A 26,028-nucleotide genomic window follows, 5' to 3' on the forward strand; every position below is an offset into this window, starting at 1 on the left:
GAAATCCCCTTAATAATCGCTGTGAGAAGAAAGCCATCGCCCGACTGCGACGGAAGAAGCGCACTCAAATCACGACGCGCAGCCGTGGAGTGTCATTTGCCGAGGATGATTGCGCGGGAGGGCATATCCTATGCCGCGAACGCACTTGGATGGGGCGTTAAGCATTCGCTTCAAAACTGTGATGAAGGAAACAGGCATTTTCGCTTTTTCATCCCCGGCCATGGCAATCATCATTTGCGGATGATCGCCATCAAATGGCGCCGCTACCGATGAAAGCCTCATTCCGGCGAATGGCGACTGCCCCCTGTTGAAATGACATATTATTCTGCGAATGGCTCAAATGGCCTGTTGAACGGCACTCGACACAAATCGACAATTGGGGGAATGCTGGTTCATGGAAAAAGCAAATGAAAGGGCGCCATTCGGCGGCGACAAGTCCCGCATATGTCGTGCAACGCTTCGCCTCGGCCTCATTTACTGGGCGATCGTCTTCATTTCTTCGAGCATTCTTTGGGGCATCGTCGGCACTGACCCGATCAAGTCGGCAATGGGCAAGATCGAAGTGTATTCCATTAGTGCCCTGATAGGATTCGGCCTTGCCGCCTTGTTGTACCGATTGGGCAACTTGTCGGTGGTATGGAAGATGGTGCTATGTTCCGCACTATCGATCCTGATCGCCCCCGTTTATGCCCTTCTTGATTTTTGCGCATATGTCATTTGCGTTTATCCAACGCCCATATCGTTGGATTGGGAAGATTTCGGCTACACGATGGTCTACGGAGCTTCCCTGTTCTTCGGTTGGTTCTGCATGTTCCTGTGGCTTCTCTACAGTTTCGAGATCCGCGATCATGAACAATGGCTGGCGGCCGCGCGCGAAGAAAGCCTGTCCGCACAAATGCGAGCCTTGCGCTACCAGATCAATCCGCACTTCCTGTTCAACACGCTCAATTCCATCGCCGGGCTTGTCGAGGAAGGCGCCGCCACCCAGGCCGAACGCATGATATTGGCGCTGTCCGATTTCCTGCGCACCACCTTGACGCTCGATCCGTTTCATGACGTTCGTCTGGAAGAAGAGCTGGCGCTGCAGGCCGGCTATCTGGAAATCGAGCGCGAACGCTTTTCGGATCGCATGGACGTGAAGATCAACGTTGCCCCCGAACTGCACAACGCCCTGGTGCCAAGCCTGATTCTGCAACCGTTGATCGAAAATGCGGTGAAGCATGGGGTCGGCGGAGCACCGGGCAAAGTAGAGATCGTCATCCGCGCGACGTCCACGGGACAAAGCCTCAGCCTGTCCGTGGAAAATGATGCGCCTCCCCCCGAAACATCCCAGGCACGGCGTATCGAAAGCACGGGAATAGGGTTGAAGAATGTCGCCGATCGCGTCGCGGCGCGTTTTCCGGGGATCGGTTCCTTCACCGCCGCGCATACTTCATCGGGCCGTTTTCGCGCCTCGCTCGTCCTGCCGTTGAGGCTTGCATGAGCGAGATATCGATCCTGATCGTCGATGATGAGCCATTGGCGCGGCGACGCTTGACGCGGCAGTTGGCCAGGATCGACAATGTGCGGATCATAGGCGAGGCCGGCAACGCCGCGGAGGCTTACGACCTTGTCATGACACTTGGCCCGGATGTCCTGCTGCTCGATATCCAAATGCCTGGCGAAAGCGGTTTCGATCTGCTCGATCGGCTGAACGCCGCCATGCCCGTGGTGATTTTCGCTACCGCCTTCGATCATCATGCCATTCGCGCCTTTGACGCCAGCGCCGTGGACTATGTCACCAAGCCGATCGAGCCGGTCCGCCTGGAAGCTGCCATTGTCCGGGCAAAAACCGCCGTCGCGGCCAAGGCCAGGGACGAAAAGGTAGCGGAGCTGCACGAAACCGTCGCGGCTTTGCGCCATGCTCTACGAGCCCATGAAAATCGGACAATCGAATTCTGGGTAAAATCAAAAGAGGATTATCTTCGTATCCTCTCCGACCAGATCATCCGTTTTCAGGCCGAACGCGACTATGTCCGTATCCATAGCGGTGATGAATCCTATCTGCACCATGAGAGCCTGGCATCGCTGGAACAGCGCCTTGATCCGATGCAGTTCATTCGGATCCATCGAGGTGCGATTGTCCGCCGCGATTGCATCAAGCGACTGCGACAGGCGCCGTTTGCCTCGTTGATCGCTGTCCTGGCGGATGAAAGCGAAATCCGGGTCGGCCGAACCTACTCCAGTAAAATCCGTGCATTGATCTCACAAAAGCAAAGCTGGTTTTAGAAGGAAAGGTAAGCGCGCTTTTACAACGCGCATAATCTTCTTCCTTTGAGAACCTTCGATACCCTCGCTCTAGGCTTTTATCGTTCCCTCTATTCAACGCCGGAGATACGGGACTTCAACAGCCGTTCAAACTTCTCGATAGGGCATAATATTTTGCCGCATCCCGTGACCTTGAGGGGAGTGACGGACACAGCCGGTGAAAGATGGCGCAAGGCGTCAGGCGATTGGGTTCTGTAAGATACACGCGCGAAGGACCGCCCCGATCGCTGGTCCCTGATCCGTTCGAGGAGGAGCGCACCACCCGGCGGAACGTCATTGATGGCATAGCCGGGCGCGTCCAGTTCAACGCCCAAAGCGGCCGCCAGGGCCGTTACGTTGGTATCGTGCCCCATCACTATCTCAAACCGGTGTGGCGCCCCGGCATCCAGAGCATCCAGAACTTCGCGACCCAGCGCAGCGCTTTGATGCGCCGCCATGTAGGATGGCTTGGTATAAACCGCGAACAGGGCGGCATGGAGCGCGCCAAGGCGTCGAAGGCCGTCACTATCAACCCGCCCCCACCCGACATTGGCAAGCGGCATCCCTTCCACATATTCGAGCAGCAGCACCTGCGCGATCCCCGATGTTGCGCGAATGGCGCCGGACAGGGTGATATCGCGCCCGTCAGCGCTCGCGGTCAGAGCGGGATCGCCCGCCGGGACACACCCGGTCCCACGCGGCGTACATCCAAGCACCCGATCCAGTTCTGCAAGCGCTGCCCCGTGACGTTCGACCAGATGCGCCATGCCCCCGGTTTCGCGATTGATGGCGGTTACGGCTTCCTTCGCATCGAAATCCGTGGCGCGCGCCCGTAACGGTTCGAAGACGGGATCGGCCTCCCCGATCGGGCGATGCGCGATAGCGATGGTGCAACCGGGCGCGAAACCGCGGGCATAGGCATGACCGCTCGCGATCGTCCGGATCGAACTGTTCGTATGAATATAGGCGTCCGGACAACCGGTACGGGGCAACAGCCCCCGCGCTGCGAGCATTTGGCGGTCGGCTGCTGCAACGATCTCAAGCGCGCGTTCGCCATGCGGTGTTATCGCGCTCTGCGCCACCGGCCAGCTTACCCAGGGCTTGTCCGTGCGTGTATCTCTTGGCACTTCGCCGTCGAGCGGCGCCCTTATGCCATGGCGCATGACGAGCACCGCTCGCTCAACGATCAGATCGGTGCGCGGCGTCGCCATGGCGGTCGCGCCGGATGACATGGCTGCGATCCATATGAGCAGGCGGATGCCCCGCTGTACCCAATGCTTCATGGACGCAGCGAGCATGCGGCTGGCACGCGCACGGGGCTGCATCGCGCCATGGCTCCGTCAGGCAGCGTCACTTTGAAGTCGAGTTTCAGCGGATCGGGCGCGCCGGGATAATAATCGGTGCTGACCGCCTGCGCACCACTCGCCATCGCGGCTTCAGCCTTGGCATGGTCATGGGCGCGGGCCTCGACCGTGTTGGCATCGGTACGGGTACGAACGATCAAGCCCTGCTTCACCCAGTTTTGTATCTTCGCGCCATCGACCAGCGGGTCCTGGACGATCTGGATGGCGGATTCCGGCTGGTCATCCGGATACCAGCCGAACATCGCACGTCCGGCGAGCGAGGGATGACCGGCGCGATAAGCGTTCGAGACAGCGTCGCGGACATCAAGCAGGATGTATATCCGGCCGCGTGCCGCATCGAGGCTGGGCCAGCCATGATCGCGCACTGCATCGCGCAACGTCGCGGCATCACCGCGCACGTCGTCCGGGGTAATCAGCCGCTTGCCCGGCAGGACCGAGCGTATCTCTGTATCGAGGGCATCGAGCAGCCCCTTATCGTCGAGCGGCAGCGGATTGCTGATCCCCGGCCGGTTCGAGGGCATGTCCGCCGCGTTGATCGTAATCATGATCGGCAGATGATCGGGGTGCCCACGCGACCAGCGATCGACTTCGGTCAGACATTTGACCAACGTTGCGCCGCAGATGCTGAGATAGTCCACGTCGGGAATATGGAAGGTCTTGAAGCCCGGCTTCAGCATCGCCGCGCGATCGAAGCCGGTGACTTCTCCCGCTTCGCGCGCCCATTGCTCGCCCTTGGGGTCGGCATAGCGCCCGCCCTGCGGATCGGCGAAGATATCGAGCTCGATCTGCCGGACGCCGGCATCGAGTTGCCGGGTCAGGGGCAGATGATAATAATCAAGGCCATCGGCCAGCTTGGGTTCCATGGCCCGTATCCTGGCCATCACCGCCACGGGAATGCGGGCCTTGAAGCTGTTATGAGAGCCAACGACCTGAATGTCGTTCATCGCCACCGGCTCCGCCGCGCCGACCAGGGTCAGCGCGGCGGCGGCAACAGCGGCGGTCAGGGCGATCCTGCGCATCAGAACTCGGTCCGCACGCCGAACAGGATCGTGCGGCCATAATATTGGATTTCGTTATAGCGCTGCGTGATCCCACTGTAGGAATAGCTCTTGGCGCCCGCGATGTTGATCGCTTCCAGGCTCAGCATCGTATTGCGCATCACGCGCACCGAGAAGTTGCCGTCGAGCGATCCAAACGGCGCGGTATAAATTTCCGTCTGCGTGGTGCTGCCATTGCTCGACAGATATTTACCCCGCCAGACATAGGACAGCCGTGCCGAGATCGGCCCCTTGTCGTAGAAACCGACAAGGTTGTAGCTGTTCTTGGACAGACCGATCAACTCGTTGACGATCGGACGCGCGCCTGCGGTATAGCTCGATCGGACCGAGGTGTGCGTATAGGACGCCTGCATACCAAAACCGTCGAACGGCGCGGGCAGGAAATCGAATACCTGATTATAGGCCGCCTCGACACCATAAACCTTGGCGTCGCCGCCGTTCACCTGCGTGCTCAGGAGGACGGTGCCACGTCCCGGAATGTCGATATTGACGTTCTGCGCCGTGATATAATCGTCCATCTTCTTATAGAAGACAGCACCAGTCAGCGTGGCGTTCGGCCGGAAATACCATTCCAGCGATCCGTCGAACTGGGTCGCCAGGAACGGCTTCAGATCGGGGTTGCCGCCGCTTGCGGTGGGCGCGTCGGTCGACACGCTGATTTGCGGCGCGGTCTGCGTCATGTTCGGGCGGGTCAGCACGCGGCTGGCGGCGAGACGGCCGACCAGGTTGGGCGTCAATTCCGCACGCAGGTTGAAGCTGGGCAACCAGTTGTTGAACGTCTTGGGGAAGCTGGCAGGCGTAGGCGTCGTGCCCAGCGTCAGCGTGCCGCTCGCCACCTGATCGGTATGGACATAGCGCACGCCGACATTGCCGGTGATATCGACGCTGCCAAGCTGGAAGCCATAGTCGGCCCGCACATAACCGCCGAAGACCTTCTCCGTCACCACATAGGATGCGCGCATGTCGCCCGCGCTAAGCGGTGCATTGGCTACCGCATCCGTGAACAACTTGTCGTAGAAGGCGCTAGTAATCGGCACCGCCCAGGTGCGCGGGATGTTGCCGGATACGCCCGACAAAAAATCGTCGAACGGCAACGCCTCATAGCCGTTCGGCACGACCTGCGAGATAGGCGGATTGCCGGCGACGTTCACGGTGAAATCGCGACGCCAATAGTCGCGCTTGCGCCAGTGATATTCGCCGCCCGCCCGAATCTTGGTCAGGAAACCGTCGAGGTCGCGACCGACGTCCAGCCGCGCATAGCTATCCCAGTCCTTGCTGTTCTTGGGCGCGATGTTGAACGGATAGAAGATGTAGTTGGCGGGATTGTTGACATCCACCGGCGTGCTGATCGTCGGCGCGACCTTGTAGCCGCCCGAAGCGTCATAGGTCAGCGGCGCGATGATCTGCATCCGGCTGCGCACCGTGCCTTCGGCATAGCTGGGGTGGTAGCTGTGCGCGAACGACCAGTTCACATTGGCGGACACATGCCAGTCGCCGGGGTTCCAGACCTGCTTAAGCCCGACATTGACCAGATCGTGGCGGTTGAGGCTATATTCGCGCGACGCCATGAAGCGGACATTGTTAATGGTCGCCTTGGTCACGGTGTTCCCGTCCAGCGTCACCGATCCCGGCACGATGCTGGTGCCCGGATCATCTGGATAGATGTCGAGGCCGAATTCGTCATATTTGACGTCGAGGCGCGTCAGCGACACGTCCAGCGTCGTTTCCAGCTCGTTTGTAGGACGCCACTGCGCCGAGATGATGCCCGAGAGGCGCTTGCGGTCTTCGGTCTCAACGGTCGGACGCGTACGGGTCGGTGTATAATAACCGGCACCCAGCGCGGAGACAAACTTGTCGAGATTCCAGCCGGTATTGTAGAAGCGATCGTTGCGCACCGACTTTGCCCAATACTGCGCGCCGACCAGGAAACCGAACTGGTCGTCCTTGGTCTTGAAGCTGCTCAGCACCGTGGCGTTGGGCTTTACCTTGTCGGTCATCGTCGTGTAGGTGCCGCGCAGGTTCAGTGTCGTCTTGTTGCCGACATCCAGCGGGTGGAAGGTCTTAACGTCGATATTGCCGCCCAGGGCGCCTTCCGTCATGTCCGCCGTCGGCGTCTTAACGACATCGATCTGTGATACGAATTCCGCGGGCAGCATCTCGAAGCGGAACTGGCGACCAGCGGCGCCGCCATTTTCGATCAGGTCGTTGATGGCGACCGTCCGTCCGTTGACCAATGTACTCTGGAACTGCGGGCCGAGACCACGAACGCTGACATAGAGGCCTTCGCCGCGCGGACGGGTAATCGCGACGCCAGTGACCAGCTGCAATGCTTCCGCGACGTTTTGCGTCGGAAATTTACCAATGTCGGTGGAATTGATCGAATCGACCCCATAGGCAGCGCGACGCTTAGTTTCCGTCGCTGCGGCGAGACTGCGTGCATAGGTGCCGGTGACGACAATCTCGCCATCGCCCCGCGCGTCGGCAGCGGAGGCTTCATCAGCGACGGTCGGCGCAGCCGTCTGCGCAAAGCCGGGCTGCGAAAGGGCCACTGCAAAAATAGCGAGCGGAAGTGGCGCGCAAAGCAGGCGCGAATGAAGTCGCATATTGTGGATTCTCCCCAAGGCTCTAAGGCCAGTATGGGGCGGTTAGAATTTTGTTATTACATTATTGTGGCGCGCATATTTCAGATGAAATTTCCCGGGTCACAGACATCAGCATGGTCGGTGGCCTCTTCAAGATCGCCCCGAAGCTTACCCAAAAACTGTAAGGGTTTCGAGTAGTTGCAAGCTGCTCACCTCGCAAGGCAGCGCCATAAGGGCGGTGCCCGACCGTTCTACGACGATCGCAGGAGATAGGATCAAGCTAGTCGCACTCCCTTTCGAACCGGCTATGAAGAAGAACGCCGCCATCTTCGCGACGACATCGTCTAGGGGATGGACGCGTTCCCTTCCGCGCATTACGAGTGCACCTATACTCTGGTGTTTCATGACGCTGCGCGAGGCGGTTTAGGTTTTCGGTCCCGCCATGCCGAAATGTCGATAGGGAGTCTAAACATGTCCGACAACAAGTCCGCTGCAGAGACTGACGTCACCAAGGACTGGAAAGCGACGCAGGGCCAGGTGTCCGCCGCCAAGCGCCTTCGCATCTTCGCCGCGCTATCGTGGATCGTCGCCATCGGTGGCGAGATCACCGGTATCGTCCTGCTCTACAAGCACAAGTTCGATCACGGAAACCTTGCGCTACTGATCGGCATATTGGTTGGGATCGCAATCTTCGCGATTGCCGGCAGCCTGATGTGGAAAGCTGCCAACAAGCATGATCCGGCCAGCAGATCCGAACCGTTCAAATTCTTCGTCCAGAACCAGCTCGGTGCGATCGTCACGCTGGTCGCATTCCTCCCGCTGATTGCCTTGATCTTCCTGGACAAGGACATGGACCCGAAGAACAAGAAGATTGCGGGCGGCATCGGTGCCGCCTTGGCCGTGGTCGCCACGTTGTTCGGGGTGAGCTACAAACCGCCATCGGTCGAGCAATATACCCAGGACATGAATACATGCGCGGCCCAGATCAGAGCCAGTCAGCCCACCACTGCCTGTTCACCTGAGGTCGCCGCCCAGGCGCAAGATATCGCAAAGGACTCTGCAACGGTCGCCGACGCAACGAAGGATGCAGCCCACCCGGCCGGTCAGGATGTGGTGTATTGGATCGCGCCGGAAAATGGGGCCAAGAAATCTGCGACGCCGCATGTCTTCCATATCTGCGAAGGCGTGAGCCCGCTGCGCAACAAGGCCGTGAATCGCGGTTCTGTGACAGAAGCCTATGCGCAGAACGCCACGCGCATCACCAAACAGATTACGATGGAACAGAAGCAGTGCGGGTTCGCTGCTTCGAAATAGGAACGCCCGCACTCGTTTTTCGATACGGCCTATTGAATATGCAACCGCCGGTCCCGCCAAAGATCGACGGCGGTCCGGCTGTCGCTGAACAACTGACCGTCTGGCGCCGGTAGATCCCATGAAGAGTAGACAGCGGCTTGCGTGAGAGCAGAATCGGTTCGCTAACAACCCCTCTGAGGGAACATGCCATGTCAGCAGACCCAATCTCATCGCCTGCCGCCATCCGCCTTGATTTCGGCGCGATCTTCCTTTCATTGGAACTGTCAAAATCGACCTGGTTGGTGACATCATTGTCGCCTGGCAGCGAGAAGATGTCCCGCCACTCGGTGATATGCCTGCGATCTCCCGCATACTGGGAGGCACATCGATGTCGTCGTCGGCCATAGCCGCGGATTTCCTTCAGATGAGGAACGCCTTGGGGAAATACCAGGCCGAACTCGGCCAAGTGCCCTCGTAGGGCGTTGATAGTTTGCGTCCGCTGACTCACAAAACACTGATGGGTCCGATATGAAGCGTCCCGGGTTTTCTGGAGGCTGTGCAGTTTGACTCAGGCAGCCATATCGAGGGTCTCAATGGCCGCATAGTAGTTAGCTTCGGCCTCGGCGGGTGGGATGTAGCCGAGCGGGCCGAAAAGGCGATGGTTGTTGTACCAGTCGACCCAGCTCAGCGTCGCCATTTCCACCGCCGATGCGCTTGGCCAGGACCGCTGGCGCCAGATGACCTCGGCCTTGTAAAGGCCATTGATCGTCTCGGCCAAAGCATTGTCGTAACTGTCGCCGACGCTGCCGACCGAGGGCACGAGGTTGGCCTCCGCCAGGCGCTGGGTGTAGTTCATGGCGAGGTATTGCACGCCCCTGTCGCTGTGGTGGATCAAGCCGTCATCCGGGCCGGGTCTGCGCGCATGGATCGCCTGCTCAAGGGCATCCAGAACGAACCCGGCCGTGGCTGAAGTACTGACCTTCCAGCCCACGATGCGCCGCGCATAGGCATCGATCACGAAGGCCACGTAAACGAACCCTGCCCAGGTGTGGACATAGGTGAAATCGACTACCCACAGGGCGTTCGGCCGGTCCACACGAAACTCCCGGTTCACCTTGTCGAGCGGGCATGGCGCCTTGGGATTGCTGACGGTCGTGGTCGTCTTCTTCCCTCGACGAATACCGGCCAGCCGCATGCTACGCATCAGTCGCTCGACCGTGCACTTGGCGACATCAAGGCCCTCGCGCCGCAACTGATGCCAGACCTTGCGCGAGCCGTAGAGTCCGAAGCTGGCCTCGTGAACGCGCCGGATCTGCTCGCACATGTCGTCATCCCGGCGCGCACGGGCGGAACGCTTCGCCGGATCGGCAAGACGGGCCGCGTGTTCGTGATAGGAGGACGGGGCGATCGCCAGTTCGCGGCAGATCGGCTCGATACCCAGGTCCTCGCGATGGACGTCGATGAACGACATCATCATCTCTCGCGGCGGTCGAGCTCCGCCATCGCAAAATATGCCGACGCCTTGCGAAGGATCTCGTTGGCTCGACGGAGCTCCTTGACCTCGCGCTCCAGCAGCTTGAGCCGGGCCTTATCATCAACACCCTGCGCCGCTGGTGCCGCCCGTCGGCCTGCCTCCGTGCGGCACCAGCGGCGCAGCGTCTCGGCCGTGCAGCCGATCTTCGAGGCAATCGAACTCATCGCCTCCCATTCCGAGCCGTAATCCGCACGGTGCTCGCCAACCATTCGCACCGCTCGATCACGGACCTCAGGCGAAAATCTGTTTCCCATCTTGCTCATACCGGATGCTCCTTCTCACAGTTCGGAGCCTCCGGAAAACCCGGGACGCTTCAATACGCCACAGCCCGCGCCTGATGCTCAGCGCTTTTTACCGCGACGAAATGCAGGTTCAGGCGCACGGCGGCTTCGGCAATGGCCGCCGCGTCTGCGGCGTCGTTCTTCTGCCTCTTCACGAACGGCTTCACGTAGATCGGCGGGATCAGCCGAACCGCATGACCTTCAGCGCCGGCAAATCGGCCCCAGAAATGACTCGTCGCGCACGCTTCCATAGCAACGATACAGCGAGGATGCTCCTTGAGCAGTGCCTCCAGTTTAGATCGGGAGATCGTCCGATTATATAGAACCGACCCTGCTCGATCAGTCGCGCAGACTTGGAAGCTGCGCTTTGCCAGGTCCATCGACAGCATGTGTGCATTCGCCATATGCTCCTCCTTCACGCGTCGCCATGGCACCATTGAGCATCATACGATGCCCGATGAAGGGAGGCATCCACCGCATCAGTTCATTACGCCCGAGCCGCACAGACCATGCAGCCCACATTAGCGCCCGACAATATGCTCGTCTGGTTGATGAATGGGTCACAGGAACAGGCCTGCCTATCGAGGATTACGGAACCCACTCGCTGAGGCGAACGAAGCCATCGATTATCTACAAGGCAACCGGAAATCTTCGTGCCGTCCAGATACTGCTCGGACACACCAAAATTGAAAGCACGGTCCGATATCTCGGCGTCGATGTGGAGGGTGCTTTAACACTGGCAGAAGGTACGGAAATTTAAAGTCGGCTGACTCCTCGCGGTTGCGGCGGGCCACACCAGGTCAAAGGGCAACAGCGCGCCAATTCACGCCGTCCTGCGGCTCATTCCCAGATACCGAATGCGGTCATGTGCTTGGGACGCATCCCGTGGACGTAGCAAAGTAGCGCACACCGGGCGGTCCTTCCATCGCCACGCGTCTGTGCTGCACCCACACAAGCCTAATCACAATTTGTTTATGCACGACCTTAAAATGTCATGTCAGGAAAAAATATCTGAAACCTCGAGGCTATAATTTGATTTTGGAAAACTATTAAATATCTATTTTATATGATTAAATTATAAATTTTAATCTGGCTAATCCTAGTTCAGCATTGGCTTGTCCCCGAGACGTCATCGCACCTCCCATTGCCGGTTGACATTTCCCTAATCAGCGTTAGTCTGAAAATCGCAAGATGCCTGTAGGGCACGCCGACATGGGAGAGTGTTATGAGAGTGAAGCAACAATTGGCTTGCGGCATTGCTGCTATTGGGCTTTTGGCTGCCATGCCTGCATTTGGCCAGGACGCTCAGGCGCCAATAGATCCGCAAGCCAATGAAAAAATTGCATCGCCGGCCGACATTGTCGTCACCGCCCAGAGGCGGGAACAATCCCTTTCCAAAGTCCCGGTGGCTGTCTCGGCCTTCAATGCCGACACGCTTCAGTCGCGCAACGTGGCTAGTGAACAGGATCTGGCGGCGCTGGTCCCCGGCCTGGTGGTCAAGAGCGGTCAGAACTCCAACCAACTCAACTTCACGCTACGTGGTCAGACACTCGATCCATTTTCCGGCTCTAGCCCCGCAGTTCTGACCTATATCAACGAAGCGCCGGCTACAGAAGGCAACACATCGACGGCCTTTTTCGACTTCAGTTCAGTGCAGGTTCTGAAAGGACCGCAGGGCACTTTGTTTGGCCGCAACGCGACCGGTGGCGCCATCCTGTATGAAACGACCAAGCCAGGTGACGACTTCGGCGGATTCCTGACCGTCAAGGGTGGCCAGCGCAACTATATCCAGGTTCAGGGCGCTCTGGATATCCCGGTATCCGATATCATCAGGGTCCGTGTGGCGGGCGATTATAACAAGCAGAATGGCTATATACGCAACATCAAGACTGGCAGTACGCTCGGCGACACGGACTCGCTTTCCGGTCGTATCACGGTCGTCTTGGAACCAAGGGACGGCTTCAAGATGACGACCGTTGCGCAATATAGCGATTTCGGCGGATCAGAAGGCGCGGGCGGCCTTTACTCCTATCATATGGCCGGTGAGGTCAATAACGGCTATGTCCTCAACAGTACCCTCGACACCCTCTATGGCATGAACAGCCCCTTTGCCCCGCTGATCGGCGATGGGCCGCGTGGCGACGGCACATGGCCCGGCGCCGTGGCGGGCTATCTGGCCTGGCAACAGGCAAATCCCTACAAGGTCTGGCTGAGCTACGACCTTCCGCACAAGGCCCATACCGCGTTCATCACCAACACCGTCGAGGCGGAGATCGGTGACGACGTCGTCCTCAAAAACATCTTCAACTATGCCGATGCTTTCGCACGTACCCCAGGGATATTGACCGGTTCGCCCTTCGGCTCGTTGAGCCTCTACAATCGATCCGGCTTGGGCAACGGTCCTCCGGGTGGCGAGGAATTCAGCACGGAGCGGCTTTCGAACGAGCTGCAACTGCAAGGGAAAACGGGCGGTCTCGAATACATCCTGGGCGTCTTCTATTCCGATACGACGAAGCAGGAATATATTCCTGTCATCGTGGGCGCGGAGCTGCCGACACCACTGGCCGACATCGCTTACAATTATGAAGTCGGAAACGAATCGAAGGCAGTTTTCGGCCAGCTAACCTATGCGGTGACTGACAGGCTGAACGTAACCGCTGGCGGACGCTATAGCTGGGAGACGGTAAGCCTTCGCCAAAAAGCGGGAAGCCTCTTCAATTTGAGCGGCACCACACCACTCAAACAGGAAGCCAAGCTCCATGATCCGAGCTGGACGTTTAATATTCAGTATCAGATTAATTCGGGCAACATGGTCTATTTTGCGCAGCGCGGCAGTTTCCGTGCTGGCGGCTTCAACGGCGCTGTCGGGCCATTCAACAACGCCAATTTCTTCGACAACGAAAACACGTATGACTTTGAACTGGGCTACAAGTTCAACGACTATATCGGCTCCATGCCCACACGGATCAATCTGGCAGTCTATCGGCAGATCGTGAAGGATGCCCAGCATTCGCTGTTCGTTGATCTGGGGGCCGGCCCGTCGGCGTTCACGGTAAACGTGCCTGAAAAGCGCATCCAGGGTGTCGAGTTCGATGCCAATGTGAAGCCCAGCGACTGGCTGGAACTGGGCATTTCGGGCGCCTATACCGACGCGAAATTCACCAAGAATATCGTCGATCTTGCCCCGTTGGGTGGACCGATCATTCCCTTCGACACTTATTCCGATGCGCCCAAATGGGCGGGTTCGGTCTTTGCAGAAATCACCATGCCGCTGTCGGACGATGTGGGTAAGGTGAAGCTGCGTACCGATGTTTTTGGCCAGACCTCGACCCATTTTTCCAACAATGAGGGGTCGATAACGCCGCGTACCAAATTGCCGGGATATGCAACCGTCGACGTTCGACTGAGCTGGAACGACGTCATGGGCAGCAAATTCTCGGTCGCGGCCTACGCCAAGAACCTGCTCGATGAATTCTACTATAATTCAGGCTATGTCGAAGGCGGCAGCGGCGGCTTCAACACCGCGATCTGGGGCGAGCCGCAGACCTTTGGCGCTGAAGTCACCTACCGCTTCTGACGCGCAATTTGAGAGGGGCAGGGACGGCCTTGTTCCTGTCCGCTCAGCCACTCATGCCTCCGATCGCCTCCCAAGCACCCGAAATATAGCCTATTCCCGCTCGGGATAGGACCATCGGGTCAAGAAAGACACAAGACATGCCGTCAATTATCAACCCCGATTATGACGCAGTCGTGATCGGTGCGGGCGTCACCGGCATCTATCAAACCTATCTACTCGACCAGAACGGAATGCGCGTGCTGGGCGTCGATGCAGCCGGTGATGTCGGGGGCACATGGTATTGGAACCGCTATCCGGGCTGCCGGCTGGATACGGAAAGCTATGCCTATGGCTATTTCGCGTTGAAAGGCATCCTCCCCGAATGGCGGTGGAGTGAGAATTTCGCCGGGCAGCCTGAAATGCTGCGTTACGTCAATGCGGCCGCCGACAAAATGGATATCCGGCGATTTTACAAGTTCAACACGAAGGTCGTATCGGCCCATTATAATGACGAAGGCAATGTCTGGGATATCAGGCTGGACGATGGAACCGATCTGACCTGCCGTTATCTGATATCGGCCACTGGTCCTCTTTCGGCATCCAGCATGCCCGATTACATAGGGCTGGACCTGTTCCAGGGCGAGGCCTTCCATTCGTCGCGCTGGCCGACGGATGCGGAGGGAAAGCCCAGGAATATCGACTTTACCGGCAAGCGGGTGGGGGTGATCGGCACCGGCGCCACGGGCGTTCAGATCATTCCCATCGTCGCGGAGACAGCACAAGATCTGCTCGTGTTCCAGCGTACGCCCAACTGGTGCACGCCGCTTGGCAATTCAGCCTTGAGCGACGAAGAAATGGACCTTATCCGCACCCGCTACCCGACGATATTGGAATATGTGAAAACCACGCCGACTGCCTTTCCCTATCATCGCGACAACCGCAAGGCGAGCCAGGTATCGGAACGGGAGCGAACCGAATTTTTCGAGGATCTGTATGATCGGCCTGGCTACGGCATATGGTTAAGCGGGTTCCGGGATCTGCTGCTCCGCAAGGAATCGAATCAGTTCCTGGCTGACTTCGTGGCCGGCAAGATTAGGCAGCGGGTCCACGATCCTAAGGTCGCCGAGAAACTCATTCCCGTCGATCATCCGTTCGGCGCCAAGCGCGTTCCAATGGAAACCAACTATTACGAGGCCTATAACAAAGACAATGTCCACCTTGTGGACATCAAGGAAACGCCGATCGACGAATTTGTAAAGAATGGCGCGAAGATAGGCGTCCAAGTCCATGCGTTAGACGTCATCATATTTGCCACAGGCTTTGATGGTGTGACCGGATCGCTCGACAGGATCGACATCAGGGGCCAAGGGGGCCAGCGGCTTATCGATGCGTGGGCCGAAGGCCCTTCGACCTTTCTTGGTCTCCAGGCTCGCGGATTTCCTAATTTCTTCACGCTTGTAGGGCCGCATAATGGGTCCGCCTTCTGCAATGTTGGCGTTTGCGGGGCGCTTCAAGCCGAATGGGTCTCAAGGATGCTGGGCTATATGAAAGCGCGCGCGCTGACTTTTGCCCAACCGGAACAGGCCGCCGAGGAGGAATGGACAAATGCCGTCTACGCCGACTTTGCACGGACCCTGATGGCAGACACCAATGCTTGGTGGATAAAGGTCACACACCGACCTGACGGGACGGTGGTTCGCCGCACACTCGTCTATGTCGGCGGCGGCCCGGAGTATCGCAAACGGTGCGAGGAAGTCGCCTATAAAGATTATGCCGGTTTCGAACTTTCATAATCGGGCGGTCACTGACCCTCATATCGGGCCATCGCGCATGCGACGGGTTAGCCGGTTTCGAAATCCCGCATCTCGTGCCAAAATCTGAGGACCAGACATGAACCCCATATATATTCTGGCAGGCGTTCGGACGGCGATCGGCGATTTTGGCGGCAGTCTGAAAGATTATCGGCCAGCGCAACTGGGCGCAGCCGTCATCGCAGAAGCGATCGCGCGGGCGAGTGTCGCCGCCGATCAGATCGGCCATGTCGTCATGGGCAATGTCATTCCCAGTGAACCCAAGGACGCCTATCTGGCTAGGGTGGCGGCGGTCGACGCCGGCATTCCTGTCGAAGTGCCTGCCCTCACGCTGAACCGGCTATGCGGTTCAGGGGTCCAGGCGATCATCTCGGCCGCGCAGATGCTGGCGCTCGGCGAATGCGATTTCGCCGTCGCTGGTGGCGCTGAGTCCATGACTCGTTCGCCGCACCATGTCGCCGCGGCCCGGTTCGGACAGAAGATGGGCGACGTCAAAATGGTCGATGCGCTTATTGCGGTATTGAGCGATCCTTTCGAAGGCATCCACATGGGCGTGACCGCCGAAAATGTGGCCGCCGATCACGACATTTCGCGCGACGATCAGGACCGTCTTGCCGTCGAAAGTCATAGACGGGCGGCCCATGCCCAACGCGAAGGGCGTTTTGCATCCCAAATCCTGCCGATCGAAGTCAAGGATCGGAAGGGAACACGGATGTTCGACACTGACGAGCATGTTCGCGCCGAAGCCGGCATAGAGCAGCTTGCCGGGCTTCGGTCAGCCTTCAAGAAAGACGGCACCGTAACCGCGGGGAATGCTTCGGGCATCAACGACGGCGCAGCTGCGGTGGTCCTTGCATCCCGGACGGCCGTGGATGCCGGCAATCTGAAACCGCTGGCCCGTATCCTCAGTTGGGGTCATGCCGGCGTACAGCCCGATCGAATGGGCGTAGGCCCGGTCAAGGCGGTTCCCATCGCCCTTGCGCGCGCGGGCCTTGCGCTTAACCAGATGGATGTCATCGAATCGAACGAAGCCTTTGCGGCACAGGCTTGTGCCGTCGCCAAAGTCCTGGGCTTCGATCCGCAGAAGGTTAATCCGAACGGGTCCGGCGTGGCCCTGGGCCATCCGGTCGGCGCGACCGGCGCGATACTGACCGTCAAGACGATCTACGAATTGGAGCGGACTGGTGGGCGCTATGGATTGATCACCATGTGCATCGGCGGCGGACAGGGTATCGCCATGATCATCGAGCGGATGCAATAGTATATCCGCCGACGATGCCTGCCGATGCCCGTCAAGATCAACGGACGGAGATCAGTCCACCATCGACGGGGATGAGTTGCCCGGTGATGAAGCGGGAGCCGTCACTGGCCAGGAATAGCAGCACAGGTGCAAGATCGGTGTCGGCATCGCCGAACTTCCCACCCAGCGAGATCTGTTCCGCAGTTGCCTTGTCATGAGCGGCCAGATCCTCTGGCGACAGGGCCTCGCGAAAGCGCACGTACATCGGCGTTACTATATAGGGCAGCACCGCATTCAAACGGATGTTCCGCTTGCCCCACTCGCGTGCGACGCTGCGTGTCCAGGCGTGAACCGCCGCCTTCGATGCACCATAGACGGCATTGTTGATCTCGGCGGTCAGCCCGGATTCGGACCCGAAATTGATGATCGAGCCGCCGTCGGCCATGTGGCGATAGGCGGCGCCATTGGTATAGATGGTGCCGTTCACATTGACGTTGAAAAGCCAGGCCAGCGTCTCATCAGGGACATCGTGGGTAGGGGCGTGGCGATGGACGCCGGCGATATGAGCCAGCACGTCCAGGCCATTCAAACGTGCCGCAGCCGCATCGAAAGCTGCATCTACTTGTGCGCGATCGCCCACGTCGCATGAGATGAAGAAGGCCGAACCTGGTCCTTTAACGGTCGCAGCGGCTGCGATCGCCTCTCCCTGTGCCGCGTCAATATCCATCGCGGCCACATGCGCGCCTGCTGCCACATAGGCGCGCAGGGCGGATGCCCCAATGCCTTGGGCCGCGCCGGTTACGATGATCTTTTTGCCGTGCAGGTCCATGACGGTAATATCTTTCTATACGCAGCTAGGCTACACATGATTTTCTGTCGGGATCATGTCCCGCGTCTAAAGATTTTACGCCGCAAGGGCCCCTGGCTCTCACCGGCCTTGCCATTTTGGCACGCGCTTTTCCTTCCATGCCGACGCGGCTTCGCGGCAGTCTGCCGTCGCCGCGTGGGCATCGATGAGCGGATAGCGGCGACTGAGCGCCGTCTTCAATCCATGGTCCAGGCCCAGCAATGCAGCTTGCTTGCCAGCCTGGGACACCAAGGGGGCGCAGGCGAGGATCCTCCGGGTCCACCGTTCGGTGGTCGCGGCCAGATCCGCTAGGGGCGCGATTTCATTGACCAAACCAAAGTGCAAGGCGCGGGCCGCGTCAAGCGGTTCACTCGCGATGATCATCGCCATCGCCACATGATGCGGCAGTTGACGAATAGCGCGATGCACGACGCCGCAATGGTCGATAAGTCCTGCCCGTGCTTCTGGCAGGCGGAATTGCGTGTCGTCGGCTGCGATCAAGATGTCGGCGCACATCGCCATTTCGAATCCAAGGCCAAGGACATGGCCATGCACCACGGCGATCAGTGGCTTTTGAAGCGGCACAAGGCGACCGCCAATTCCTGTCAGTCCGCCGCCGAACGACAGTCCGTCCTGCGCGATGGGCGGATCAGAGATATCCGCCCCGGCGCAAAAGGCGCGATCTCCTGCGCCGGTAAGAAGCGCCACACGAATATCGGGATCGCTGTCTATTCGCGCCCATGCCTGCGCCAACGCCCGGTCCATCTCAGCATTGATGGCGTTGAGGGTCGCAGGCCGATTGAGCCGGACCTCGGCCAGGTTTCCCCGAACCGCAAAATCGATCAATGCCATGGGCGCTGGCTCCATCCGGCGCTTAATGTGCCAGCATGCCGGCATCGACGAGATGTTCGGACCCGGTGATGTAGGAGGATTCATCGGATGCCAGGAATAGGACGAGATTTGACACCTCGATCGGTTCAGCGATCCGCCCGAGCGGAATCTGGGCCAGCGCATCGCCGCCCACTTCATCGGTCGCCTCGACCATCATCGGCGTTTGGATGAAGCCGGGATGGACGGAATTGACCCGGATATTATGCTTGCCATATTCCATCGCCGTCGCCTTCGTCATGCCGCGGACGGCAAATTTGCTCGCGACATAGGCCAGACTGGGGAAACCGTAATTTGCGGCTATCCCAGCGATCGACGAGATGTTGACGATGGACCCGCGTCCGGCCTTCACCATGACAGGCAAGACTGCCTTCATGCCGTAAAAGACAGAATGCTGGTTGATCGCGCAAACCTGGTCATAGCCCTCTTCGGTCAGATCAGCGGTCGTCGCCATTGGACCCAATATGCCCGCATTGTTGACCAGAATGTCGATCGTCCCAAAGGCGTCGACAGCCGCCGCGATGACATTGGCCCAGGATTCCGGCGAGGTCACGTCATGAGGAATGAAGCTTGCCTGCTCGCCGAGTTCGGCCGCCAGCGCTTGCCCGCCTTCGACGTTGCGATCGGTAAGGATAACGTTGGCGCCTTCCTGCACGAACAGGCGGGCGTGCGACTCCCCCATGCCTCGCGCCGCGCCTGTGATGATGGCGGTTTTTCCTGTGAGGCGGCCCATAATCTCTCCTATATCTGCCCGTTCGGCATTCAGTAGCCTAATTTCTATTATTAAAAGCGTTGCTTGATTGGAATGTCAAGAACAGCTTGGAATCTTGGCTTGCAACCAGCATTTTGGATTCATTTTTATCGCAAATAATTATTATAATACATTGTATTACAACATAATAGCAGTTTTTCCACGCCGCCATTCCCGATCGCGTGGAAGGCGTGTAATCATTAGCTGTTGCATATTTTATCTAATTAAGATTAGTTTGATGAGATTGGACGCCGGTTTGAACTGGCGCGAACAATATGATGGCGAAATGGCAGAGCCAGATCGCGTCCTTATCGAGAGGATGGCCATGTACGGTAAAGCCGCAGTGCTCGTGGAAAAGAACCGCCTGGAAACATGGGATGTCGAGGTCCATGCGCCTGAGCCGGGCGGGGCACTCGTCCGCACGATATTGGGTGGCGTGTGCGGCAGCGACGTGCATATCCTGACCGGTGAAGCAGGTGAGGTGCCCTTCCCGATCATATTGGGGCATGAAGGCGTGGGCGAAATCACCCAGTTGGGCGCTGGCGTTTTCACCGATTATGCCGGAACGCCCGTCAAGGCTGGCGATCTGGTGATCTGGTCGCCAATCGCACTGTGCCATCGCTGCTATTCCTGCACCGTGCTGGAACAGACGCCATGCGAAAACAGCCAATATTTCGAGGATGCGGCAAAGCCCAACTGGGGCAGCTATTCCGACTATGCCTGGCTGCCCAACAACATGCCCTTCTATCGCCTGCCCGACGGCGCGCAGCCTGAAGCGATCGCGGCGCTTGGCTGTGCCCTGCCCACCGTCCTGCGCGGCTTCGACCGTTGTGGCCCTGTTCGTTTCGGCGACTCCGTGGTTGTGCAGGGCGCTGGACCGGTCGGCTTGTCCGCCATCCTGGTCGCGGCGCAGGCCGGCGCGCGGGAGATCATCGTCATCGACGGCGCGCAAGCGCGTCTGGACGCCGCCATGACATTGGGCGCGACAGCGACCGTGTCGCTCAGCCTGCCATCCGAAGAACGCAAGCGCATGATCTACGATCTTGTCGGCAAGCAAGGGCCGGATATCGTCATCGAGGCGGCGGGCGCACTGCCCGCCTTTCCCGAGGGCGTGGATATCAGCGGCATCCATAGCCGCTACATCATCCTGGGTCTGTGGGGCGCGATCGGTACCCAGCCGATTTCACCGCGCGACCTGACGCTCAAGAACCTGACGATCGGTGGCGCGTCCTTCCCGGCGCCCAAAAACTATTATCAAGGGATGCAGTTTGCGGCGCGAGTGCAAAATCAGGTGCCGCTCGCGGCGCTGGTCAGCCATCGGTTCAGCATCAGCCAAGCGGCCGAGGCGCTGACCGTCACGAAAAATGGCGTCGCCACCAAGGCCGTCATCGATCCCACCATCAGCTGAGAAGGACGCTGGCATGAACGTCGATACGATCGCCCCTCCATCGGCCAAGCACCGCATGCCGATTCCGGATTATGTGCCAAACAAGCTGGTGCGCGAAGTCGATATCTATGATCTCGATGGCATCGAGGAGGGCGTACATGAGGCGTGGAAAAAGGTGCAGCAGCCTGACACGCCGCCTTTGGTCTGGACGCCCTATACCGGCGGTCACTGGATCGCCACACGCGGCGCCCTGATCGACGAGATTTATCGCAGCCCCGACCGCTTTTCGAGCCGGGTGATATGGGTGCCGCGCGAAGCCGGTGAGGCCTATGAAATGGTCCCCACCAAGATGGACCCACCCGAACATACGCCATACCGCAAAGCCATCGACAAGGGCCTCAACCTCGCTCAGATTCGCAAGGTCGAAAGCGATGTGCGGGCGGTTGCGGTCGAACTGATCGAAGGTTTTGCGGGGCAGGGCCATTGCGACTTCGCCACGGATTTCGCGAACATCTTCCCGGTCAAAGTCTTTCTGGCGCTTGCCGGCTTGCCGATGGAAGACGCGGCGGGTCTTAATGCGCTGGCCAAGGAAATGACCCGTCCGTCAGGTCATACGCCTGAGGAACAGGGCCGATCTTTAAGAGAGGCGAATGCAGGCTTCTTCGCCTATGTCGCGCCCATCATCGCGGAGAGGCGCGGGGGCAGCGGCACGGACCTCATTACGCAGATGGTGAATAGTGAAATCAACGGCGCGCCGATGCCCGAAGACAAGATGCTGGGCCTTGTCTCGCTGCTTCTGCTGGGCGGGCTCGATACTGTCGTCAACTTCCTCAGCTTCATGATGATCTACCTCGCCCGCCATCCAGAGACGGTCGAGGAGATGGTGGCTGACCCGATGAAGCTGCAACGAGGGGTCGAGGAGATGTTCCGGCGCTTCGCGGTCGTGTCCGATGCACGTTATGTCGTAGCGGATATGGAATATTACGGCACGCAGCTCAAGGCGGGCGATCTTATTCTCCTGCCGACCACATTGCACGGTCTTGACGACACCCAACATGCCGACCCGATGAAGGTCGATCTCTCGCGCCGCAACGTGACCCATTCTACCTTTGCGCAAGGGCCGCATCGGTGCGCGGGCATGCATCTGGCGCGCCTAGAAGTGCTCGTTACCTTGCAGGAATGGCTGGCCCGGATTCCTCGCTTCGCCCTGAAGGAAGGCGCAGCGCCCATCTATCATGCAGGCATTGTGTCTGCGGTCGAAGATATCCCACTGGTCTGGAAGGTTTGAAGAAAGCATGTCCATAGTCGCTGATGCCACCTCCTTTCGGCAGATATTGGGTCATTATCCGACCGGTGTTTGCGCCATTACGGGCATGCAGAAGGACGGCATACCTGTAGCCATGATCGTGGGGTCGTTCACCTCCGTCTCGCTCGCTCCCCCGCTGGTCGCCTTCTTCCCGGACAAGGCCTCATCCAGCTGGCCCAAGATCGAAGCCTGCGACGGATTTTGCGTCAACATACTGGCGGACGATCAGGAAGGCCTGTGCCGCACGCTAGCGTCCAAAAATCCCAACAAGTTTGACGGTGTGCCGCATCATCTGTCGGCACGCGGCGCACCGATACTGGACGGCGCGCTGGCCTGGATTGACTGCTCCTTCCACGCCATTCATGAGGCAGGCGATCATTATATCGCTATCGGCGAGGTCCAGGCGCTCGACATCCATCACCCCGGCGCCCCTTTGCTGTTCCATAAGGGAAGCTACGGCAAGGTCGCCCCGCTTCTTTGAAGCAAGATCCATTAGAATTTGGAGAAAGCCGTTCCATGGGCAATCTGATCGTCATTGATCGTTCAGGACAGGAACATAGCCTGTCAGCCACCGAAGGCTTGTCGGTGATGGAGGCTATTCGCGATAACGGCCTGGACGAGTTGTTGGCGCTTTGCGGTGGCTGCTGTTCGTGCGCGACGTGCCATGTCTATGTCGAACTGGGCTATGAGCATCGATTTGGCCCCATGACCGACGATGAGAACGATCTGCTGGACAGCTCCGATCATCGCAAGGCGACCAGCCGTCTGTCATGCCAATTGGTTATGGATGGTGAACCAGGCTCCATCAGACTGGCCATAGCACCGGAAGACTGAAGCGGTCTGTGCATGGTTGAGGGCGGTGTCGTCACGACGCCGCCCTTTTCTCGTTCTACTCTGTCAGGATCGGCTCTGCATTGGCTACGGCATCGCGCATCGGCAACCGATTGATCACCGTGAGGCCAAATCCTTCGAGCGCAGCCAGCTTCGCCTTGCTTGATGTCAGCAGCGTCATCTGCCGCACGCCAAGGTCCAGCAATATCTGGGCGCCTATGCCATAGTCACGGGTCGCGTTTGTATCATGATAGGTTTTGCGCCCACCCTCGATCCGCTTGGAGATTGAGTCCGGGCTGGGATCGCGCACGAACACGGCGACGGCCTGCCCCTCATGCGCGGCGATTGCCTTGAGCGCCTGCGGCACATAGTCGGGATGCGCTTGCGACCAGCCGAGCATGTCGGTCGCAATGTCGACCTGATGCACCCGGACCAGCGTGTCGCGATCCGGGCGGATTTCGCCTTTGATCAGGGCAACGTGCTCACCGCCGTCGACTAGGTTGCGATAAACATGGATGGTCAGATCGCCGCCATAGAAACTGTGGAAAGGCGCGCTCGCGACCCGCTCGACCAGCTTTTCGAACCGCCGCCGATAGGCGATGAGGTCGGCAATCGTGCCGACTTTCAACCCATGCTCCTTAGCAAAGACCAGCAGTTCGGGCAGACGCGCCATGCTGCCATCGTCGTTCATGACTTCGCAGATGACGCCGGCGGGCGTAAGGCCGGCAAGGCGGGAGATATCCACGGCCGCCTCGGTATGCCCGGCCCGAACCAGAACGCCGCCGTCGCGCGCCGTCAGCGGAAACACATGCCCTGGCGACACGATGTCCGACGATATCTTGGTCGGATCGACCGCCACGGCAATGGTATGCGCACGATCCTGCGCCGAAATCCCGGTCGTGACGCCTTCGCGCGCTTCGATCGATATGGTGAAGGCGGTGCCATGACCGGACTGGTTGTTGGCCGCCATGGGCGGCAGCTTGAGCTGTTCGGCGCGCGCCTTGGTCATTGCGAGGCAAATCAATCCGCGCGCATGTTTGGCCATGAAGTTGATCTGACCCGGCGTCGCGAACTGGGCGGGTATGATGACGTCGCCTTCATTTTCGCGATCGTCGGCATCGACCAGAATATAGGGCAACCCGTTTATCGCGTCGTGAATGATGTCCTCTATGGACGAAATGCCTTCGCTACTCATCGATCCGTCTTTCCATATATTGGCGTCTCGTTCAGGCCGCGCCGCGTTGCGCGGCGAGGTGGGCCAGCGCCATCTCTTTCAATATGTTTTTCTGAACCTTGCCCGTGCCGGTCTTCGGCAGGTCCGCTTCCGCGATGAACCAGATGTCGCGCGGCAGCTTGTATCCGGCCACTTGCGGCTTCAACCAGGCCAGGATGTCGTCGCCGGACAGGATATGCCCGTCAGCGCGCACGATCCATGCGCAGCCGCATTCGCCCCAGCGATCGTCGGGCATCCCGATGAAGAAGGCCTGACCGATTGCCGGATGCGTGGTGACGAGTTGCTCCAACTCTTTTGGCGACACCAGTTCGCCCCGGCTCTTATATAATTCTTTCGACCGCCCCGTCAGGAACAGGTTTCCGTCAGGCCGGAATTGCCCCAGATCGCCCGTCCGCAGCCATCCATCCGCCAGAAACAGCTTTTCCGTTTCCTTCGGTCGGCGAAAATAGCCCAGGCTGTTCATCGGCCCGCGTGTGCAGAGTTCGCCGGCAGCGCCTGCCGGAAGATCAGCGCCGGTCACGGGATCGATCGTCTTGAATTCGCAGATCCGGCCGTCCTGCCCTCCGATGCCGGCCACGCCCGCCTGCACGATGCAGCCCTGCGTCTCCGCGACGATGTCGATCGGATCACCCGGCTGGGTGCAGATGATCGTCGCGGTCGCTTCGGTCTGGCCGTAGCTGGTAAAAATCTCGCTGCATCCTAGCGTCTCCTGAATGTCGCGCCAGACCCAGCTGGGCGTGGGCGCCGCAGCGCTATGGACCGCTGTGAGCGAACGCAGGTCATAGGTTTTGACCTTCGCCCGCTCCATCATTGCGATCGTCATTGTGGGCACGCCCATCAGATAAGTGGCGCGATGTCGTTCGGTCGCGGTGAGCAGCGCATCGGCATCGAACCGGAGCAGGGGGACGATCGACCCGCCCACGATCATGCCCGACAGCAAGCCCACGACCAGACCGAAGCCATGATAGAGCGGGAGCGAGAATACCGCGCGTCGCCCTTCATCGAACGCCTGATGGTAAGCCCCCGCATAAGCGGCCCGCAACAGATTATCATGGGTTAGCACGACCCCTTTTGGCGATCCGGTCGTACCCGACGTGAACATGATGACGGCGGGATCATGCGGCCCTGCGCTCTGGGCCGGCAAAGCGCCGTCCGGGAGGGAAGCGAGAAAGTCGTCCGGCGCCTCCGCGTCATAGACCAGACCGCCGCGCAGTTCCGGCAGGGCGGCGCAGGCGCCGGTCCGCCATCCGGGCGCCTGGGCGTCAAGCTCCAGATCATAGCGGCGCGAACCGAAGCGGGCCATGCCGATCAGAAAATTGCAGCCCGCCTCCCGGATCGCATATTCCAGATCCTTTGGGGCATAGAGGGTGTTGATCGCTACAGCGACGCCGCCGACACGCCAGATAGCAAACATCAACGACACCGTGATCGGGTAATTGGCCAGCAGCAGCCCGACGCGGTCGCCCCGCGCGATGCCAAGCCCTGAAAGCGCCGCGGCGAAACGCTCCGATTGCGCGTGGACCGCAGCATAATCGAGCGTTTCGGCGTCCGTGATGACCAGCGGCTTTGCCGCAAAATGATGCTGCGCGCGCGCCAGATAGGCGTCCAGCGTCATTTCCTCCCAGATAGGGTGTCGGTCCGATATCGCTTGCCGCCGTTCCTCTATGGCCTCGATCAACGCGGCTCTCCTCCTCTACCTAATAGAAATTAATATGCCTCCACTGGCAATTTGCGTCAAGCGCTGTCCTGCATGGCAAGGTAAGCCGGCCAACCGCCAAA

General features: G+C 59.2%; 19 protein-coding genes, 3 pseudogenes and 1 other annotated feature. Of the genes and pseudogenes, 12 read left to right on the forward strand and 10 right to left on the reverse strand.

Annotated features, from left to right (window positions below):
- Positions 1–394: 394 nt before the first annotated feature.
- Together MOK15_RS18630 and MOK15_RS18635 are read left to right on the forward strand one after the other, a co-directional pair.
- Positions 395–1,483: a histidine kinase gene (locus MOK15_RS18630; RefSeq protein ID WP_242933215.1), complete on the forward strand. Its 1,089-nt coding sequence runs from the start codon at positions 395–397 to the stop codon at positions 1,481–1,483.
- Entirely contained in the window at positions 1,480–2,268 is a 789-nt protein-coding gene (locus MOK15_RS18635) for a LytTR family DNA-binding domain-containing protein (protein ID WP_242933216.1), read from the forward strand. The genes MOK15_RS18630 and MOK15_RS18635 overlap by 4 nt, the downstream gene beginning before the upstream one ends.
- An 89-nt stretch (positions 2,269–2,357) precedes the next feature.
- Here MOK15_RS18635 and MOK15_RS18640 read toward each other — a convergent pair whose 3' ends face one another.
- The 3 genes from MOK15_RS18640 to MOK15_RS18650 are packed head-to-tail and all read right to left on the reverse strand — an operon-like array spanning position 2,358 to position 7,257.
- Entirely contained in the window at positions 2,358–3,569 is a 1,212-nt protein-coding gene (locus MOK15_RS18640; RefSeq protein WP_242933217.1) for a histidine-type phosphatase, read from the reverse strand.
- Entirely contained in the window at positions 3,566–4,669 is a 1,104-nt protein-coding gene (locus tag MOK15_RS18645; RefSeq protein ID WP_242933218.1) for a Ca2+-dependent phosphoinositide-specific phospholipase C, read from the reverse strand. The genes MOK15_RS18640 and MOK15_RS18645 overlap by 4 nt, the downstream gene beginning before the upstream one ends.
- The gene (locus MOK15_RS18650; protein ID WP_242933219.1) at positions 4,669–7,257 is read right to left on the reverse strand and encodes a TonB-dependent receptor; all 2,589 of its coding nucleotides are present in this window, start codon (positions 7,255–7,257) and stop codon (positions 4,669–4,671) included. The genes MOK15_RS18645 and MOK15_RS18650 overlap by 1 nt, the downstream gene beginning before the upstream one ends.
- 504 nt (positions 7,258–7,761) lie before the next feature.
- On the opposite strand from MOK15_RS18650, the gene MOK15_RS18655 reads away from it, so the two are divergent.
- Entirely contained in the window at positions 7,762–8,604 is an 843-nt protein-coding gene (locus MOK15_RS18655; RefSeq protein ID WP_242933220.1) for a hypothetical protein, read from the forward strand.
- A 188-nt stretch (positions 8,605–8,792) separates the two neighbouring features.
- Positions 8,793–8,933, forward strand: a pseudogene (locus tag MOK15_RS18660) (IS110 family transposase); the annotation flags it as partial.
- 218 nt (positions 8,934–9,151) lie between these two features.
- Here the strand turns inward: MOK15_RS18660 and MOK15_RS18665 are convergent.
- Positions 9,152–10,380, reverse strand: a protein-coding gene (locus tag MOK15_RS18665; protein ID WP_242931456.1) for an IS3 family transposase whose coding sequence is annotated in 2 segments (ribosomal slippage) — positions 9,152–10,092 and positions 10,092–10,380 — 1,230 coding nt in all. Because the reading frame shifts where the segments join, the coding sequence is not laid out codon by codon here.
- Positions 9,985–10,099 (reverse strand) — a sequence feature (AL1L pseudoknot). It overlaps the preceding gene by 115 nt.
- A 68-nt stretch (positions 10,381–10,448) precedes the next feature.
- A pseudogene (locus tag MOK15_RS18670) lies at positions 10,449–10,802 on the reverse strand (transposase); the annotation flags it as partial.
- Positions 10,803–10,885: 83 nt separating this feature from the next.
- Here MOK15_RS18670 and MOK15_RS18675 point away from each other — a divergent pair.
- From MOK15_RS18675 to bktB, 4 genes and pseudogenes are all read left to right on the forward strand, one after another.
- Positions 10,886–11,158 (forward strand): annotated as a pseudogene (locus MOK15_RS18675) (tyrosine-type recombinase/integrase); the annotation flags it as partial.
- Between the two features lie 522 nt (positions 11,159–11,680).
- Positions 11,681–13,975, forward strand: coding sequence for a TonB-dependent receptor (locus MOK15_RS18680; RefSeq protein WP_242933221.1), 2,295 nt, complete (start codon positions 11,681–11,683; stop codon positions 13,973–13,975).
- Between the two features lie 137 nt (positions 13,976–14,112).
- Entirely contained in the window at positions 14,113–15,747 is a 1,635-nt protein-coding gene (locus MOK15_RS18685; protein WP_242933222.1) for an NAD(P)/FAD-dependent oxidoreductase, read from the forward strand.
- Between the two features lie 97 nt (positions 15,748–15,844).
- The gene (gene bktB, locus MOK15_RS18690; protein WP_242933223.1) at positions 15,845–17,026 is read left to right on the forward strand and encodes a beta-ketothiolase BktB; all 1,182 of its coding nucleotides are present in this window, start codon (positions 15,845–15,847) and stop codon (positions 17,024–17,026) included.
- A 37-nt stretch (positions 17,027–17,063) separates the two neighbouring features.
- On the opposite strand, the gene MOK15_RS18695 is transcribed toward bktB, so the two are convergent.
- The 3 genes from MOK15_RS18695 to MOK15_RS18705 form a co-directional block, all read right to left on the reverse strand.
- Entirely contained in the window at positions 17,064–17,834 is a 771-nt protein-coding gene (locus MOK15_RS18695) for an SDR family NAD(P)-dependent oxidoreductase (RefSeq protein ID WP_242933224.1), read from the reverse strand.
- 99 nt (positions 17,835–17,933) lie between these two features.
- Positions 17,934–18,788 carry an enoyl-CoA hydratase-related protein gene (locus tag MOK15_RS18700; RefSeq protein ID WP_347567245.1) on the reverse strand — a complete coding sequence of 285 codons (855 nt, stop codon included), beginning with the start codon at positions 18,786–18,788 and terminating at the stop codon, positions 17,934–17,936.
- Positions 18,727–19,473 carry a glucose 1-dehydrogenase gene (locus MOK15_RS18705; protein WP_242933225.1) on the reverse strand — a complete coding sequence of 249 codons (747 nt, stop codon included), beginning with the start codon at positions 19,471–19,473 and terminating at the stop codon, positions 18,727–18,729. The genes MOK15_RS18700 and MOK15_RS18705 overlap by 62 nt, the downstream gene beginning before the upstream one ends.
- A 343-nt stretch (positions 19,474–19,816) precedes the next feature.
- On the opposite strand from MOK15_RS18705, the gene MOK15_RS18710 reads away from it, so the two are divergent.
- From MOK15_RS18710 to MOK15_RS18725, 4 genes are read left to right on the forward strand one after another with little or no spacing between them, the layout of a single operon-like run.
- Positions 19,817–20,899 carry a zinc-binding dehydrogenase gene (locus tag MOK15_RS18710; RefSeq protein ID WP_242933787.1) on the forward strand — a complete coding sequence of 361 codons (1,083 nt, stop codon included), beginning with the start codon at positions 19,817–19,819 and terminating at the stop codon, positions 20,897–20,899.
- A gap of 13 nt (positions 20,900–20,912) precedes the next feature.
- Positions 20,913–22,166, forward strand: coding sequence for a cytochrome P450 (locus MOK15_RS18715; protein WP_242933226.1), 1,254 nt, complete (start codon positions 20,913–20,915; stop codon positions 22,164–22,166).
- A 7-nt stretch (positions 22,167–22,173) separates the two neighbouring features.
- Complete coding sequence (locus tag MOK15_RS18720; RefSeq protein WP_242933227.1) at positions 22,174–22,665, forward strand: flavin reductase family protein; 492 nt, start codon at positions 22,174–22,176, stop codon at positions 22,663–22,665.
- A gap of 35 nt (positions 22,666–22,700) precedes the next feature.
- Positions 22,701–23,018 (forward strand): 2Fe-2S iron-sulfur cluster-binding protein, encoded by a 318-nt coding sequence (locus MOK15_RS18725; protein WP_242933228.1) that lies wholly within the window; start codon positions 22,701–22,703, stop codon positions 23,016–23,018.
- A 55-nt stretch (positions 23,019–23,073) separates the two neighbouring features.
- Here the strand turns inward: MOK15_RS18725 and ribB are convergent, their stop codons facing one another.
- Positions 23,074–24,210, reverse strand: a complete 1,137-nt coding sequence (gene ribB / locus MOK15_RS18730; RefSeq protein ID WP_242933229.1) for a 3,4-dihydroxy-2-butanone-4-phosphate synthase — start codon at positions 24,208–24,210, stop codon at positions 23,074–23,076.
- Between the two features lie 31 nt (positions 24,211–24,241).
- Complete coding sequence (locus tag MOK15_RS18735; RefSeq protein WP_242933230.1) at positions 24,242–25,927, reverse strand: class I adenylate-forming enzyme family protein; 1,686 nt, start codon at positions 25,925–25,927, stop codon at positions 24,242–24,244.
- Between the last annotated feature and the right edge of the window lie 101 nt (positions 25,928–26,028).

It is taken from the genome of Sphingobium sp. BYY-5 (assembly GCF_022758885.1).
In the GTDB taxonomy this organism is placed as follows: domain Bacteria; phylum Pseudomonadota; class Alphaproteobacteria; order Sphingomonadales; family Sphingomonadaceae; genus Sphingobium.